Source organism: Pseudoalteromonas sp. XMcav1-K, assembly GCF_044005875.1.
Classification (GTDB): domain Bacteria; phylum Pseudomonadota; class Gammaproteobacteria; order Enterobacterales; family Alteromonadaceae; genus Pseudoalteromonas; species Pseudoalteromonas spongiae.
In genome coordinates this window covers 12063-28778 of record NZ_JBIPJE010000019.1, presented here as the reverse complement: position 1 = coordinate 28778, position 16716 = coordinate 12063, and the positions used below count along the sequence as shown (strand labels likewise).

Annotated in this window: 12 protein-coding genes; 10 read left to right on the top strand and 2 right to left on the bottom strand. The window is 41.7% G+C overall.

Features of this window, described 5'->3' with window-relative positions; genetic code table 11:
* Positions 1–3: 3 nt before the first annotated feature.
* Positions 4–684: a DNA repair protein RecO gene (gene recO, locus ACHSBP_RS01260; RefSeq protein ID WP_010560765.1), complete on the top strand. Its 681-nt coding sequence runs from the start codon at positions 4–6 to the stop codon at positions 682–684.
* 3 nt (positions 685–687) lie between these two features.
* On the top strand, positions 688–1419 hold the full coding sequence (gene pdxJ / locus ACHSBP_RS01255) for a pyridoxine 5'-phosphate synthase (protein ID WP_395387980.1): 732 nt from the start codon (positions 688–690) through the stop codon (positions 1417–1419).
* Positions 1420–1536: 117 nt separating this feature from the next.
* Here the strand turns inward: pdxJ and barA are convergent, their stop codons facing one another.
* Positions 1537–4308: a two-component sensor histidine kinase BarA gene (gene barA / locus ACHSBP_RS01250; protein WP_395387979.1), complete on the bottom strand. Its 2772-nt coding sequence runs from the start codon at positions 4306–4308 to the stop codon at positions 1537–1539.
* Positions 4309–4399: 91 nt separating this feature from the next.
* Here barA and rlmD point away from each other — a divergent pair, with 91 nt between their 5' ends.
* The 5 genes from rlmD to eno all read left to right on the top strand — a co-directional run bounded on the left by rlmD (position 4400) and on the right by eno (position 11843).
* Positions 4400–5722 (top strand): 23S rRNA (uracil(1939)-C(5))-methyltransferase RlmD, encoded by a 1323-nt coding sequence (gene rlmD, locus ACHSBP_RS01245; RefSeq protein WP_010560762.1) that lies wholly within the window; start codon positions 4400–4402, stop codon positions 5720–5722.
* Between the two features lie 5 nt (positions 5723–5727).
* Positions 5728–7914 (top strand): GTP diphosphokinase, encoded by a 2187-nt coding sequence (relA, locus tag ACHSBP_RS01240; protein WP_395387978.1) that lies wholly within the window; start codon positions 5728–5730, stop codon positions 7912–7914.
* Entirely contained in the window at positions 7914–8705 is a 792-nt protein-coding gene (gene mazG, locus ACHSBP_RS01235) for a nucleoside triphosphate pyrophosphohydrolase (RefSeq protein WP_395387977.1), read from the top strand. Before relA ends, mazG begins: the two co-directional genes overlap by 1 nt.
* Positions 8706–8810: 105 nt before the next feature.
* Complete coding sequence (locus ACHSBP_RS01230; protein WP_010560759.1) at positions 8811–10445, top strand: CTP synthase; 1635 nt, start codon at positions 8811–8813, stop codon at positions 10443–10445.
* Positions 10446–10550: 105 nt separating this feature from the next.
* Entirely contained in the window at positions 10551–11843 is a 1293-nt protein-coding gene (gene eno / locus ACHSBP_RS01225; protein ID WP_010560758.1) for a phosphopyruvate hydratase, read from the top strand.
* 152 nt (positions 11844–11995) lie between these two features.
* On the opposite strand, the gene mutH is transcribed toward eno, so the two are convergent.
* On the bottom strand, positions 11996–12673 hold the full coding sequence (gene mutH / locus ACHSBP_RS01220; protein WP_010560757.1) for a DNA mismatch repair endonuclease MutH: 678 nt from the start codon (positions 12671–12673) through the stop codon (positions 11996–11998).
* Positions 12674–13094: 421 nt separating this feature from the next.
* Between mutH and rppH the strand changes: the two genes are divergently transcribed.
* The 3 genes from rppH to ACHSBP_RS01205 are packed head-to-tail and all read left to right on the top strand — an operon-like array spanning position 13095 to position 16713.
* Positions 13095–13604, top strand: a complete 510-nt coding sequence (gene rppH, locus ACHSBP_RS01215; RefSeq protein ID WP_010560756.1) for an RNA pyrophosphohydrolase — start codon at positions 13095–13097, stop codon at positions 13602–13604.
* Between the two features lie 14 nt (positions 13605–13618).
* Positions 13619–15895, top strand: coding sequence for a phosphoenolpyruvate--protein phosphotransferase (gene ptsP / locus ACHSBP_RS01210; protein ID WP_395387976.1), 2277 nt, complete (start codon positions 13619–13621; stop codon positions 15893–15895).
* Positions 15896–15909: 14 nt separating this feature from the next.
* Positions 15910–16713: a sulfite exporter TauE/SafE family protein gene (locus ACHSBP_RS01205; protein ID WP_010560754.1), complete on the top strand. Its 804-nt coding sequence runs from the start codon at positions 15910–15912 to the stop codon at positions 16711–16713.
* The last annotated feature ends 3 nt before the right edge of the window (positions 16714–16716 follow it).

The following is a 16716-nucleotide window of genomic DNA, read 5'->3' as shown; positions in this document are numbered from 1 at the left end:
TCAATGCAACACTTTGTGCCAGCTTATTTACTGCATTCACGTCCATTTAGCGACTCGCAGTTAATGTTGGACCTGTTGGTACAAGGTGTTGGTCATATCCGCTTGTTGGCTCGTGTGAAGGGCCGCAATAGCATCAAACAAAAAGCCAATCTGCAACCATTTAGTCGCCTTAGCGTACAATATGCTGGCAAAGGCGATATCAAATACTTAAACCAATACGAGCTCGAGAGCCTTGTCGCACTCAAAAATAAAGCTTTGTACTGTGGTTTTTACCTCAACGAATTGACCGCGCGCTTAACACCTATCAATGAACCACTTGATGAAATATATGAACTGTATCATCAGCATATAACGCAGTTAGCGAATGATGAAGACTACGAACCCATTTTGCGTTCGTTTGAGTTTCAATTATTAGAAGCGTTAGGTGTAGGGTTAGATTTTTCTTTTGACGCTCACGGCTCTGAATTGAAAGATGATACGTATTACCAGTATCAAAATGAACTAGGTTGGTTGTCGTTAAAAGGTAGTCGCCGAGGTTTAAGTGGAAAGCAAATACAACAAATTGCATGCTTAGACTTTTCTGATAAGCTAACGCGCACATTAGCAAAACAACTGGCACGCTATTTACTTAATCCGCTTTTAGGGTATAAAAAACTGAAAAGCCGAGAATTATTTGGATCTTAATTTATGAAAGATATTTTATTAGGGGTCAATGTTGACCATATCGCAACGTTAAGACAAGCCCGTGGCACGCAATTTCCAGACCCAGCACATGCAGCAACCGTTGCAGAGCACGCTGGTGCAGATGGTATTACTATCCACTTACGTGAAGACCGCCGTCATATTCAAGACCGTGATGTATATGTAATGGCAAAAACCATTCAAACACGTATGAATTTAGAAATGGCCGTTACCGATGAAATGATAGGTATAGCGCTTAAGGTAAATCCAGAATACGTATGTTTAGTGCCAGAAAAACGTGAAGAGCTTACCACCGAAGGCGGCCTAGATGTAGTTGGCAACGAAGCAAAAATTGTCGATGCAGTAGCAAAACTCAGCGCAGCCGGTATTAAAGTATCGCTGTTTGTTGATGCAATTGAAGCGCAACTTGATGCATGTGCTCGAGTAAAAGCGCCATTCGTTGAAATTCACACTGGCGCGTATGCAGACGCTGAAAACGATAAAGAGCGTGATGAAGAACTCGCGCGTATCGCCGCTGGTTGTAAATACGCAGCAGATTTAGGTTTAACCGTAAACGCAGGTCATGGTTTGCATTATCATAATGTAAAACCAATCGCCGCCATTCCAGAAATTTACGAGCTTAATATTGGCCATGCAATTATTGCGCGTGCAGCGATTGATGGCTTAGCAAAAGCCGTTTCAGATATGAAACGCTTAATGCTAGAAGCAAGAATGTAAATTGTGTTTGTCGCTGCTTTTAGCAGCAGCGACATTCCAGCACTTATTCCATTATTTAGAAGAGATTAAACTCACAAGTCCCCGTCAAAATCTTCACTCTACTTTAACAGTAAACTTTTACTCTACACTCTGAATTGCCCCAGCATCTTGCATTAAGCTCGATAAACAATCTTGCAGTTCAAATATTTCTGGTTCGATGTCTTTAAGCGCTTGTGCTTGTTTTAACGCAGTTTCGATGGTTTCTGCGAGGTTTTTAATTTTGGGCACACCAGTGTAACAACAGGCGCCATGAAATTTATGGATAATACTTAATAGCTCTTTGCTGTCACTATCGTCAAAGGCTTCGCTAATTAACTTTTGTGTTTCGGGAATACTAAGCAATAACATGCTCAGCATTTCGTTCGCGAGATCTTCTTTTCCGCCAGCGCGTTGTAATGCTAACTGCCAATCAATCATATTGCTCGAAAACGGAGGTTCACTGCTAATTAATTTGGCAGGTTGTACTTTCGGTTGATAATCTTTTGAACCAAACTCTGCAATGGTTTTCATTAAAATTTCTTCATCGATCGGTTTGGTTAGGTAACTGGTAAAGCCATTGCTTAGTAGCGATTCTTTTTCACTGGCAAGAGCGTGAGCGGTCACGGCAATAATTGGGGTTTGCTCATTAAGAGACGATTCTAAAATGAGTTTGCATGCGGTTACGCCATCCATAATTGGCATTTGAATATCAAGCAGTATCACATCGTACTTACGGCTTTTTGCAAGGCTAACCGCTTGCGCCCCATTGTGTGCGGTATCAAAACTTTCAATTTTGTCGCGAAGCAGTGCACACATTAAGCGCAAGTTAGCATCGTTATCATCCACCACAAGCGCTTTTAATGGCAATGTTTCTTTATCTGTTGCCGGAGTGCTAATCGTTGGGTGATCAAGTCTGTATGGGGCGGCAAGTGTATGGCACAGCTTGCGATGGTTCATTGGCTTTGACAAACACGCATCGGCGCCGGCATTAATCACCACCTCGCGATAGCTATGCGATATGGTATTAACTAATACGTATAGGTAATCACATTTTTCCCGTGCACGCTTAATTAGTTCGCGGCATGCGTGTAGGTCGTTGGGGTCAATGTTCACAGCAAGCAGGCCAATATCAAAATTAAACGCTTGATTTTGCGCTTCTTCCAATTCGCCGAATGTTGCACATGCAGTCACATTTAACTGCCAGCTTTCTAATAATTCTTTGCCGGCTTCAAAGCTGTGTTCAAACGGTTCAAAGAATAACACGCGTTTTTGCTCTAACGGACCAAGTGGTAAATCTACCGCATATTGGTGTTTTGGAATTTCAAGTTCAGCATTAAAGGTAAAGCAACTGCCTTTGCCTAGCGCTGAATTTAAGGAAATTTTACCGCCCATTGCTTCAACTAAGTGTTTGGTAATAATCAAACCTAGACCGGTACCACCAAACTTACGGGTAATGCTGGAATCGGCCTGACCAAACGCCAAAAACAGTGAATCTTGTTTATTGCTATCGATGCCAATGCCGGTGTCTTTGACAGAAATAAGCAGTGCTTGCTTATGGTCGCTTAACATACGGCCGGTTACGTCAATAGTAACACTGCCATTGTCTGTAAATTTAATCGCGTTACTAATAAGGTTGATTAAAATTTGTTTAAAGCGGGTAGGGTCGCCTATTACATGATCGGAAATCCCATCAGCAACATATAGCGATAATTCAATGTGCTTTTCGTGGGCGTTCGGCGCTAATAAGGTGAGCGCCTCGTTAATGGTATCGCGCAATTGAAAATGAATATGCTCAAGTTCCATCGCACCCGCTTCAAGCTTAGAGAAATCTAGAATATCACTAATAATTGTAAGCAGGCTTTTTGCGGAAAATTCAATGGTATCGAGGTAATCTTTTTGGTGCTTATTGAGTGGTGTTTTAGATAACTGGCGGGTAAAGCCAATAACACCGTTAAGCGGTGTTCTGAGCTCATGACTCATTTTAGCTAAGAAATCAGACTTAACTTGGTTTGCTCTTTGCGCCTCGCGTTTGGCAAAATTTAGCTTAATATTTTGTGTTTCGTATTGTTCAAGCGTTTCGCGGTAATCGCTAATGGCTTGGTCGATATGGCGCTGCATTTCATCTTTTTGCGTAACCATATTGGCCGAAATATCGTTAAGGCCGCGTCTTAAAATTTCAAACTCGCCTGCCATACGTTCATCGAGTCCGGTTTCTAATTCATCACTTTTTAGCTGATCAACCGCAAACACCAGCTTTTTGATTGGATCACTTAAGCGATTAGAAAAACGAAACGCAATTACTAACGCGATGGCTACGGCTAAACCAATAATCACAATACTAAACAGCAAAGCACTTTGGCGCGCAATCACTGCGCGGTCGTTACTAATTTCTACGTTTACATAGGCTTTTACTGGTAAATGCTGTGAAATTAATAAGCTGTCTTGTGAAAGCGCGTTTTTATCGAAAATTGGTAGCGAAAACAGAATGCTTTTTTCAAATTGTTTAATATAAAGCTGTTTTGGCAATGCGTTGCCGTTTTCAAATTTAAACTCTTCTATCTCTGGGTAATAGTTACTGGTGAGAATAAGTTCATGATCGGCGTTGAATAATACAATTGATTTTATAAGTGGAGCGTGTTGATTGTGTGTATCGCTAATAACCGACTTTAATTCAACAATATTGTTGCTGTTTAGCGCATGCTCTATGGCTTTTGCCAGCGGTGTGGAAATAGTTTGCCCTTGTTCGGTGAGAAAATCGTTAAGTTCTTGATAGCGAGTTAAGGTAAAATAACTGCCTAGGATAATACCTACCGTTAAGGTGGGTACTAAAGTTAATAGTATTATCCAGTCTCTTAAGCCAAATCTACTCATCGGGTGCGATTGTTATAATAAATTATTATGACACTGAGTTAAGGTTAAAGACTAAAGCGATATTAGGCAAACAATTTATAGGGTAATCACAGTGGCAAGGTTTTTTAAACCGCAAAAAAAGCAACTTTCAGCAGAGAAACAAACATTAAGCATCGACTCAATGAACCATGAAGGGCTAGGTGTAACGCGTAGCAATAAAAAAGTGGCATTTGTTGAAGGGGCAATAACAGGCGAAACTGTTTTAGCTAAACAATTGGCGAATAAAAGTAAGTTCGAAAAATACCAAACCGTAAAAGTGATTACGCCAAGTGAGTATCGCGTTGCGCCATTTTGCCAACATTACGATCAATGTGGCGGTTGCCAATTACAGCATTTAGAAGTTGCTCAGCAAGTTATTGAAAAACAGGCCGCAGTAACTAAATTGTTTGAAAAATTCGCCGAGGTCATTAATTTACCTTGGTGTGATGCGCTAGCAAGCAACCCGACTCATTATCGTCGTAGTGGCCGTATTGCGGTGATTTACGATAAGCAAAAAGATAACTTTTTGGTTGGCTACAGACAAAAGCAATCAAAGAAAATCATTAATATCGAACGCTGCGACGTGCTCGTTAAACCTTGGCAATCGGTTTTTACCGAAATACGTAACTTGCTCCCAGAGTTGAAGGCGGGTGATGCGATTTCACATTTGCAATTGTGTTCGGTGCAAAGCGGTAACTATTTAATTGTGCGCCACACTAAGCCGCTAAAAGATAGCGATATTGCAAAGCTCCAGCGTATTTGCCATGAAAATGATTGGCAGTTGGTGCTAAATAGTGAAAAAGGTACTTTTACAGGCGATGAATTACCTTACTACCAGTTGGATGATTATCAATTAACCTTGTTTTTTGGTTTTGATAACTTTATTCAAGTCAATGCCGAGGTTAATCAAGCCATGATTAAACAGGCACTTACGTGGCTGAACCTCACTAAACAAGATAATGTACTCGACTTATTCTGCGGTGTGGGTAATTTTACCTTACCACTTGCAACACAATCGAATACTGTTGTTGGGGTAGAAGGGGTCGCTTCGGCAATTGAGCTTGCCAAACACAACGCAGCACATAACCAGCTAAACAATATCGATTTTTATTGCCAAGATTTAACTGAAAATATTAAGTCGCAAGACTGGTTTAATCGTGAGTATTCGGTACTATTGCTAGACCCATCGCGTATGGGGGCGTTTGATATTCTAACTCAACTTAAATTAAAGCGTTTTTCTCGTATACTTTACGTTGCATGTGATCCAGTAACCATGGCACGTGACAGCAAGCTTTTAACTAACGCGGGCTTTAAGGTGAGTAAAATTTCATTGATGAATATGTTTCCTAATACGTCCCATATTGAAACGATGGCGTTGTTTGAAAAGGAGAATTAATAAACATGGTATCCATTAGGCAATCGCACTTACTTGCTAATCTAGAGAGCTTTCAAGCTTGGTTAGAGATGTTGGCCTTAAGCGACGATAAGCAACAGCAGCTTGAGCGTGCTTATGATTATTGCCTAGCATATTGCGAGCAAAAAAAATTAGACGACGAATTTGAAACCAGTTTGCCTGCTAGCAAAGAAATTGTCGAAATTCTCGCAGAGCTTAATATGGATGCTGAAACCCTGTTAACCGCATTTCTAACGCCGCTTTATTTAAACGGCAAGCTCGATAAAGAACACTTAAGCAAACATTTTTCACGATCAGTTGTAGAGCTTTTAAAAGGTGTTGAACAAATGGCGGCGCTCGGTGCGCTAAGCTTCCAGGGCAAAGGCAGTACGCAAATTGATAATATTCGCCGTATGCTATTGGCAATGGTGGAAGATGTGCGCGCTGTGGTAATAAAACTCGCGCAGCAAGTGTGTTTATTGCGCGAACTAAAAAACGCCTCTGAAGAAGAGCGGGTAATTGCCGCCAAAGAAACGGACAACATCTTTGCACCACTGGCGAACCGTTTGGGTATTGGTCAATTAAAGTGGGAGCTTGAAGATCTTTCACTGCGTTACCTTCATCCAGAAAAATACAAGGAAATCGCTAAATTACTCGATGATAAGCGCATTGCTCGTGAAAGTTACATGAGCAATATGGTGGCATTAGTAAAAGCTAAGCTTGCTGAATCAGGCATTGAAGCTGAAGTTTACGGTCGACCGAAACACATTTACAGCATCTATAAAAAGATGCAAAACAAAAATTATGAGTTTGATCAGCTCTTTGATATTCGCGCCATGCGCGTAGTGGTTAACGAATTACAAGATTGCTATGGGGCGCTTGGTATTGTGCATACTAACTGGCGTCATCTCAATAAAGAGTTTGATGATTACATTGCCACACCAAAAGCTAATGGTTACCAATCTATTCACACGGTTGTATTTGGACCCGAAGGCAAAACTGTTGAAATTCAAATTCGCACCCAAGCGATGCACCAAGATGCAGAGCTTGGGGTTGCCGCACACTGGCTTTATAAAGAAGGTTCATTGCCGGGTAAAAACTCAGGTTACGAACAAAAAATCAGTTGGTTAAGAAAGTTACTACAGTGGCAAGAAGAAGTTGTCGACGACGAAGAGTTTGCTGAAGAGCTTAAAAACCAAGTTGTGGAAGACCGTGTATACGTATTTACGCCGCGCGGCGATATTCTCGACTTACCAAAGGGCGCGACACCGCTTGATTTTGCTTATTACATTCACTCGAATGTTGGACACCGCTGTATCGGTGCAAAAGTGTTCGGCAAAATCGTGCCGTTTACTCATGAGCTTCACACTGGCGACCAAGTTGAAATTCTTACGCAGAAAGAACCTAACCCAAGTCGTGATTGGCTAAACCCGTCATTAGGTTACGTGAAATCGTCACGTGCACGTTCTAAAATTCATCACTGGTTCAAGCAACAAGACCGCGATAAAAATCTTGCCGCTGGTAAAGAAATTTTGGATGCGGAACTTGCTAAACTGAGTTTGCAAACCAAAGACTTAAAACCTGCATTGACGCGTTTTAACTTGAATTCGATAGAAGATTTACAAGTTGCGGTTGGCGCGGCCGATGTGCGCATTAATCAGCTAATTAACTTTTTACAAAATAAACATCTACCGCAAGATGATGAGCTACCCAAGTTCCGTAAATCAACAAAACCACGCAAAGGCGATAAAAACGGTATTGTTGTTGATGGTGTAGGCAGTTTATTAAGCCATGTTGCCAAGTGTTGTGAGCCAGTGCCGGGCGATAGCGTACAAGGGTTTATAACTCAAGGGCGCGGCATTGCAGTGCATCGTAGTGACTGTGAGCAGTTAGAACATTTACGAAGCCAATTTCCAGAGCGTTTTATTGATGTGAGCTGGGCCGATGAAGTGTGTGAGCACTATGCGGTAACGATTCGTATTGAAGCAAACGATCGCCAAGGGTTAATGCGTGATATCTCGTCAGTGCTTGCTAATGAGAAAACCAATGTGCTGAATATGAATCTGCAAACCAATAATGCGCGTCAAACCGCGATTTTTGAAATGAAGATTGAAATCAACAATATTGAGCAGATGAATAAACTGTTAGTTAAGCTATCGCAAGTTGATGGCGTTTTTTCGGCGGTAAGAACCTAATGAGTCAAAGCCATAATATTGAAATTTTGCTTAATATAATGAGCAAACTGCGAGACCCTGACGGTGGTTGCCCTTGGGACTTGCAACAAGATTTTGCCTCAATTGTGCCGCACACTCTTGAAGAGGCTTATGAAGTAGCCGATTGCATTGAGCGAGAGGATTTGCTTGAACTTAAAGATGAGTTGGGTGATTTACTGTTTCAAATTATCTTTTATGCCCAACTTGGTAAAGAGCAGCAGTTATTTAACTTTGACGATATTGTTGCGGCCATTTGCGATAAATTAGTGCGCCGCCACCCTCATGTATTTGCCAATGAAGAGGTGTTTTCTGAAGCGCAGTTAAAAGAAAATTGGGAAGAACAAAAAGCGGCTGAGCGTAAACAAAAGTCAAAAACGAATACCCTCGATGATATTCCACATGGATTACCAGCGCTGACTCGCGCGCAAAAAATTCAAAAACGTGTTGCCAGTGTTGGCTTTGATTGGCCATCAGTCAAAGGCGCGCTTGATAAAGTAGAAGAAGAGTTTCAAGAAGTACGCGAAGAGTTAGAATCTCACGGGCCAGATGAAAAGTTAGCTGAAGAGTTAGGCGATTTACTGTTTGCTTTGGTAAATGTAATTCGCCATTCAGGGTTTAACGCTGAACAGGTACTGCGCAACGCTAATAATAAGTTTGTAAGGCGTTTTAATTCGGTTGAATTAACCATTACCAAATCAAAACCAATGAAAGATGCAAGCCTTGAAGAAATGGAAGCGGTTTGGCAGCGTGTTAAAAAGCTTGAGAAAGCGTAAATTTCATTTGAGCAAAATGGCAACTTTTAGTATAATGTTTTCCCGTCTTGTTGATTGCCTTTAACGGCAATATTGTCTATTAATTCCTGACATCTTAGGGTTCACATGAATACAAAATTTATCTTCGTTACAGGCGGGGTCGTTTCCTCCTTGGGTAAAGGTATTGCTGCAGCATCATTGGCTGCAATCTTAGAAGCGCGCGGTCTAAACGTAACGATTCTAAAGCTTGATCCTTACATTAATGTTGATCCTGGCACTATGAGCCCTATTCAGCACGGTGAAGTATTTGTTACTGAAGACGGTGCTGAAACTGACCTAGACTTAGGTCACTATGAGCGTTTTATTCGCACCAAAATGACCAAGCGTAACAACTTTACGCAGGGTCGTGTATTTGAAGACGTATTACGTCGTGAACGTCGTGGTGAATTCCTTGGCGCAACTATTCAAGTTATTCCACATATTACAAACGATATCAAACGCCGTGTACTGGATGGTGCAGAAGGTTATGATGTTGCTATCGTTGAAGTTGGTGGCACGGTAGGTGATATTGAATCACAACCTTTCCTTGAAGCATTACGTCAACTTGGTACAGAGCTTGGCCGTGAAGCTGCACTATATATGCACTTAACACTCGTGCCTTTCCTTGGTGCTGCGGGCGAAGTGAAAACAAAACCAACACAACACTCAGTAAAAGAGTTACGTTCGATTGGTATTCAGCCTGATATTCTTATTTGTCGTTCAGATCGCCAAATTCCTGCGAATGAGCGTGCGAAGATTGCGTTATTTACTAACGTAGAAGAAAAAGCGGTTATCTCATTAAAAGATGTCGACAGCATTTATAAAATTCCTGCGTTGCTTAAATCGCAAGGTCTTGACGATTTAGTATGTCGTCGTTTCCACATTGAAAGACCTGAAGCGGATCTTTCTGAGTGGGAACAAGTTTTATATCAAGAGTCTAATCCAAACGGTGAAGTAACGATTGGTATGGTTGGTAAATACATTGAATTGCCAGATGCCTACAAATCAGTTAACGAAGCACTTAAGCATGCAGGCCTTAAAAACCGCGTAACGGTTAATATTAAGTATGTAGACTCACAAGACGTTGAAACAAAAGGCGTTGAGATGCTTGCGGGTCTTGACGGTATCTTAGTACCGGGTGGTTTTGGTGGTCGTGGTGTTGAAGGTAAGATTTTAACTGCACAATACGCACGTGAAAACAAAGTACCATACCTAGGTATCTGTTTAGGTATGCAGGTTGCATTAATTGAATTTGCACGAAATGTAGCTGGCCTTGAAGGCGCAAATTCATCAGAATTCGATGCAGACGCTGAACATAAAGTAATTGGCTTAATTACTGAGTGGCTAGATAAAGAAGGTAACGTTGAACAACGTTCTGAAGAGTCTGACCTTGGCGGGACAATGCGTTTAGGTTCGCAAAAGTGTCACTTAGTTGAAGGCACTAAAGCGCGTGAAGTATACGGCGCGCCAGAAATTTTCGAACGTCACCGTCACAGATATGAAGTGAATAACCACTACGTAGAACAACTTGAGAAAGCTGGCTTGGTGTTCTCTGGCTTATCAGAAGATAAGAAGCTAGTAGAAATGATTGAGCATCCGAACCACCCGTGGTTTGTAGCAGCTCAGTTCCACCCTGAGTTTACCTCAGGACCTCGCGATGGCCACCGTTTATTTGAAGGCTTCGTGGGTGCAGCATACGCGCAACAAAAAGACGAAAATTAATTACTAAGCCGTGACCTGTGTCGCGGCTTTTTTATTTTAACTGTCTGTGATTCTGAACCCTTCACAGGCTTAGCACAACAACCTTTATGGGAAAGAGGATATAAGATGTCTGAAATCGTAAAAGTCATTGGTCGTGAAGTAATGGATTCACGTGGTAACCCAACTGTTGAAGCTGAAGTACATTTAGCAAACGGCATTTGGGGTCGTGCATGTGCACCATCGGGCGCATCAACGGGTACCCGCGAAGCACTAGAACTTCGTGATGGTGACAAGAGCCGTTACTTAGGTAAAGGTGTTTTAAATGCGGTGAATTTCATCAATGGTCCAATCGCTGACGCTTTAATCGGCAAAAACTCTCACCAGCAAAAAGACATTGATGGCATCATGATTGATCTTGATGGCACAGAAAACAAAGAAAAACTGGGCGCGAACGCGATTCTAGCTGTTTCTCTTGCAAACGCTAAAGCAGCAGCACAGGACAAAGGTCAAGAGTTATTCGAACACATTGCAGAACTAAACGGTACACCGGGCAAGTTCTCAATGCCAGTACCTATGATGAACATCATCAACGGTGGTGAGCACGCGGATAACAACGTAGACATTCAAGAGTTTATGGTTCAGCCAGTAGGCGCACCTAACTTTAAAGAAGCACTTCGCATGGGTGCAGAAATCTTCCACAGCCTGAAGAAAGTACTTAGTGCACGTGGCCTAAACACAGCTGTTGGTGATGAAGGTGGTTTTGCACCTAACTTATCATCTAACGAAGAAGCGCTTGCTGTAATTGTTGAAGCGGTTGAAGCTGCCGGCTACAAAATGAATGAAGATGTAACGCTTGCGCTAGACTGTGCTTCATCTGAATTCTACACAGACGGTAAGTACGACCTGAAAGGTGAAGGTAAAGTATTCGATTCAGAAGGTTTTGCTGACTTCCTAGCGGATCTTTCTGCACGTTACCCAATTGTGTCAATTGAAGATGGCTTAGACGAAAGTGACTGGGCAGGTTGGAAAGTACTAACAGATAAGATCGGCGACAAAGTACAGCTAGTTGGTGACGATTTATTCGTAACTAATACGAAGATCTTAAAGCGTGGTATTGATGAAAAAATTGGTAACTCAATCTTAATCAAGTTCAACCAAATTGGTTCACTTACTGAAACACTTGAAGCAATTCAAATGGCGCACGAAGCTGGCTTTACAGCAGTTATCTCACACCGTTCAGGTGAAACTGAAGATGCAACTATTGCTGATTTAGCTGTGGGTACTGCGGCAGGCCAAATTAAGACTGGTTCACTGTGTCGTTCTGACCGTGTTGCTAAGTACAACCAACTTCTTCGTATCGAAGAAAAGCTAGCTGAAAAAGCGATTTACAATGGTCGTAGCGAAATTAAAGGTCAGTAATTGACACTTAATTTTAGCTAAATAAAAAACCGCTGTTTTGCAGCGGTTTTTTATTTTGCAGATTTCAGATTTCAGATTTCAGATTTCAGATTTCAGATTTCAGGTTTCAGGTTTCAGATTTTCTCTCTTAATCTTGAACTCTAAACGCTTTTTTACCCAGCACCAAACTGTTCGGCTAATATTTGCCGGGTAAATTCTGTTTTTAAATAATACCCCCGTGGCAAAGTCATAATTTCCTTGCCGTCAGGTCCAATTGCTTGGGTAAGGGCTTTGCTATTGGCTGCTTTTGGGCGCAGTTGCAGTACTTGACCAAAATGACCGTTAATCTGTTCAATGTTGCCAAGCGCAATCATCTCGGTCAGTTCTTCCCAGTCTTTTTTAAGCTGTGCCTCTTGCAACGCACTTGGTTGCCATAAAAATCCATTGCCAATAATGCGGTCTGTTGGTGCCAGGTCGCGCTCTGATAAAATCGGTAACCATAAAACATGCGACAGCTTTTTTTTCACAACTGAGTTTTGCCACGTTACACCGTGTAAATTGGTAAGCGGTGTAATTGAGACATAAGTTGTTTCTAACGGTTTGCCACTGTATGAAATGGGTAATGTTTTAAGCTCTATACCTAAATGCTCAAAGTCAGGTTCAGGTTTTGAAGCTGCGGTCGCGCCCAACACATATTCAATAAGTTGGCCTATCCAGCCTTTTTCTCTTAATAAGTTTTCCGGTGTGTTGAATGCATAGCTTGCTGCTACTTCTCCTAACGTTAAACCAGCGATATCGTTAACGCGCGTCATAAGTTCAGAGGTGCTAGCAGGTGGTAAGGGTTTATTCATACAGTAAGCGCGATAAATTAAAATCGCAGTTTAGCAAATTTACCGATTACGGATAACCTTAAAGGATTGTTTTATTTGGTTATAAAATGCACTGCATTTTGAGTGTGCCTATTTTATTGTGTTTAACTCGCTTAATTAACTGATATATAAAGAAATATTTTTTATGGTGTTGCGGTTTTACCAACTGTTCTGCTGTATTTATGCACTAAATACACAAATATAAACAATGTTATCCACAGAATCTGTGGAGAAGTGTGCTTTTTGAAGAGGTGATTGTGGATTTGTTTGAGAAATGTGCGTTTATTTTTAGTTTTATTCACAACTTGTGGGTAACCTGAGTATATGCTGGTTTTTCATTTGCTGTTAGATACGGATTATGGAACAATCGAGCTATATTAAGAATTAAAAGAGGCACATGCGGGTGATAGATGCCGAAGGGTTCCGTGCCAACGTTGGAATAGTTATTTGTAATAATCAGGGACAGGTATTTTGGGCTAGACGTTATGGTCAACACTCGTGGCAATTTCCACAAGGTGGAGTTGACCAAGGTGAAACTGCCGAGCAAACCATGTACCGAGAACTGAATGAGGAAGTTGGATTAAAACCCGAAGACGTTGAAATCATTGCAAGCTCTAAACACTGGTTACGTTATAAGTTACCAAAGCGTTTAATTCGCCGAGATTCAAGTCCAGTGTGTATTGGTCAAAAGCAAAAGTGGTTTTTACTTAAATTACGCTGTCCCGATGAAGACGTTGATTTGTCTAAAACCAATCATCCTGAATTTGATGATTGGCGCTGGGTCAGTTACTGGTATCCAGTACGCCAAGTTGTTTCGTTTAAACGAGACGTTTACCGCCGCGTTATGAAAGAGTTTGCACCTCATGCAATGCCATTTCATAAAAAAGACCAAGGCTGGCGGAACAGGCGCTAATTAATGAGGTAACTGTGCTAACAGCATTACGAGAAATCGCACAAAAAGTGGCGCAGCAAAGTAATTTGAAAGCGGCGCTTGAGTGTTTTGTTTCAAGTGTTAAAAGCACTATGAAAACACAGTGCTGCTCGGTCTATTTTGCTGATTATGCACAAGACGCATTTGTTTTGATGGCAACAGATGGTCTTAACCCTAAAGCGGTTGGTGAATTCAGAATTGGTTTCACCGAAGGTTTAGTTGGGTTAGTTGCCCAGCGCGAAGAAGCCATCAACCTTGCGTTTGCAAAATCCCACCCAAGATTCAAACTTGCACCTGAAGTTGACGAAGAAAACTATAACGCGTTTTTAGCAGTACCGATTGTGCATCAAGGCAAGATCCTCGGTGTTATTGTGGTGCAGCAACAGCTCGCAAGAGTATTCAGCCAAGATGAAGAGTCTTTTTTAGTTACCTTATCAGCCCAATTGGCAGCGCAGTTAGCGAATGCGGAAATCCAGCATTTACTCGAATTTAGTGAATCTGAGCAAAAGACTACCTGTTTAAAAGGATTAAGCTCAGCCCCAGGCATTGCACTTGGTAAAGCCTATGTGATGGCGCCAAGTATCGATTTTAGTCAATTAGAATTGATGAAATGCGACGCTCATAGCGAACAAATTCGACTTTTCCATCACGCGGTCATTACCACGCGTAAAGAGTTTCGCCGCATGGCTGCGCAACTTGATAGCGATCTTGGTCAAGAAACGTTGGCGGTGTTTACCGTTTATGAACAACTGCTTGAAGCAAAGAGTTTAGGCGATCAAGTTGAAGCTAAAATTTATGAAGGCTGGTGTGCTAAAAGTGCATTAAAGTTAGTGATTGAAGGCTTGGTTGCTCAATTTATGGCAATGCAAGATACCTACATTCGTGAGCGCGCCATTGATATTCAAGATATCGGTATTCGCGTATTGCATCATTTGCTCAACAGTGAATATAAAAAGCATCATTTTGATGCGCCAATTATTTTGGTCGCCGATACCATAACGCCTACTATGCTTGCGGAAATTCCAAGAGAGATGTTAGCAGGGGTAGTGAGCATCAGTGGTGCGGCAAACTCACATGCGTCTATTTTGACGCGTGCAATGGGTATTCCCGCAATTTGGGGGTTATCTGGCTTACCGATTTCCCATGTAGCAGATAAATCTTTAATTTTAGATGCGTATGCAGGCCGTGTTTATATTTCGCCGACCAAAGCGCTTATAAACGAGTATGCTAAGTTAAAGCGAGAAGATGCGCGTTTACACGATGCGTTTGATGCCGAGTATCAGCTTGAGGCGGTTACGCTTGATGGGGAAGAAATAAGCTTATATGCCAATACTGGGCTTGAAGTTTCAAATGATTTGATAAATGCCAAATATTTGGATGGCATAGGTTTATACCGTACCGAAGCCTGGTTTATGCAACAAAATGCATTTCCAAGTTTGGCAGAACAAGAAGCCTGGTATCGTGAGATACTAGCTGCCTATCACCCGTCGCCGGTGACCATGCGTACCTTGGATATTGGTGGTGATAAATGCTTAAGCTATTTTAATTTCTCGGAAGAAAACCCATTTTTAGGGTGGCGTGGTATTCGTATTAGTTTAGATCACCCTGAACTGTTTTTAGAGCAAGTAAAAGCCATGCTGAAAGCTAATATGGGGCTCGGTAATTTAAAAATCATGTTACCTATGGTGGCTGACGTAAATGAGGTGGAGTCATCAAAGCGCCTTATTCAACAAGCCTTTTTTGAGTTGCAAGATGAGTGGCTTCCTGAGCAAGGAAAGTTAGAAATGCCGCAAGTCGGTATTATGCTTGAGGTACCTTCGAGTGTTTATTTATTACCTGAGTGGGCTAAGTGCGTTGATTTTTGCTCGGTGGGAAGTAATGACTTAACGCAATATATGCTGGCGGTTGATAGAACTAACGCACGCGTTGCTAATTTATTTGATAGTTATCACCCCGCAATACTGCGCGTACTTAACGATATTGCGATTCAATGTATCGATTATCAGTTACCGTTTAGTTTGTGTGGTGAGCTGGCTGCCGACCCTGAAGGCGCGCTGTTGTTAGTGGCTATGGGTTATCGTGATTTAAGTATGAGTCCAAGCGCGATTAATAAAGTGAAATACGTATTACGACGCTTAAATGCCAGCGACATGGAACAACTGTTAGTAACCTGTCTGGCGGCAAAAAACGCAAAACAAGTGCATCGGTTATTAAGGGAATTTATAATTCATCACAAATTAAGCCAAATTCTGTATACTAGCGCAGTCCACTAAAACCTAGGTTGTTCATGTCTGATATTTCGATAGTTTTTTTTAGTTGTATGGCGCTTGGCTGCTTGGTTGGGTTTTTGGCTGGACTGCTTGGTATTGGTGGTGGATTAATTATTGTACCTGTGTTGAGCTACCTGTTACTCGCGCTAAATTTAGTGCCTGCCGATCAAGCCATGGTCGTTGCAATCGCTACATCGCTAGCATCGATTATATTTACCTCCTCAAGCTCCGCTTACGCACATCATAAAAATCAAAATATTCCATGGAAAATAGCCCCTTGGGTATTAGTTGGTGTATCAGTTGGTGCATTATTAAGTGGCGTGATTGCCACAGGTATTAGTAACGATACGCTACAGTTGATTTTTGCCAGCTGTGTAATTTTTATCGCGCTACGGATGATTTTACCGCATCAACCAAAAGCACAATCAGCGCTGCCTCACGGCAGTATTTTAACCCTAGGAACCAGTGTTATTGGTGCGGTGTCTGGCATGGTGGGCATCGGCGGTGGTGCGTTATTAGTGCCATTTTTAACGCATTTTAAACTCGATATGCGAAAAGCCATAGGTTGTGCGGCATTGAGTGGCATTTTAATCGCTACTTTTGGCGTAGTCGGTTATATTAGCTTAGGTTTGCAATACCATGATGTAAGCGAAGGCTTTATTGGTTTCGTTTATTTACCCGCATTAATCGGAATTGTATTAACGTCGGCGTTTTTTGCACAGTTTGGCGCAAAAGCGGCGCAGTATTTACCAGTAAAAATAATAAAACGTATTTTTGCGGCACTGTTAGTGATTGTCGCAATTAGAATGTTAAGTAGTTAAAAA

Excerpts from the sequence above, each read along its gene's own strand:
- recO (WP_010560765.1), top strand. The coding sequence starts at position 4 with ATGCAACACTTTGTGCCAGCTTATTTACTGCATTCACGTCCATTTAGC.
- pdxJ (WP_395387980.1), top strand. The coding sequence starts at position 688 with ATGAAAGATATTTTATTAGGGGTCAATGTTGACCATATCGCAACGTTA.
- barA (WP_395387979.1), bottom strand. The coding sequence starts at position 4,308 with ATGAGTAGATTTGGCTTAAGAGACTGGATAATACTATTAACTTTAGTA.
- relA (WP_395387978.1), top strand. The coding sequence starts at position 5,728 with ATGGTATCCATTAGGCAATCGCACTTACTTGCTAATCTAGAGAGCTTT.
- mazG (WP_395387977.1), top strand. The coding sequence starts at position 7,914 with ATGAGTCAAAGCCATAATATTGAAATTTTGCTTAATATAATGAGCAAA.
- ACHSBP_RS01230 (WP_010560759.1), top strand. The coding sequence starts at position 8,811 with ATGAATACAAAATTTATCTTCGTTACAGGCGGGGTCGTTTCCTCCTTG.
- eno (WP_010560758.1), top strand. The coding sequence starts at position 10,551 with ATGTCTGAAATCGTAAAAGTCATTGGTCGTGAAGTAATGGATTCACGT.
- mutH (WP_010560757.1), bottom strand. The coding sequence starts at position 12,673 with ATGAATAAACCCTTACCACCTGCTAGCACCTCTGAACTTATGACGCGC.
- ACHSBP_RS01205 (WP_010560754.1), top strand. The coding sequence starts at position 15,910 with ATGTCTGATATTTCGATAGTTTTTTTTAGTTGTATGGCGCTTGGCTGC.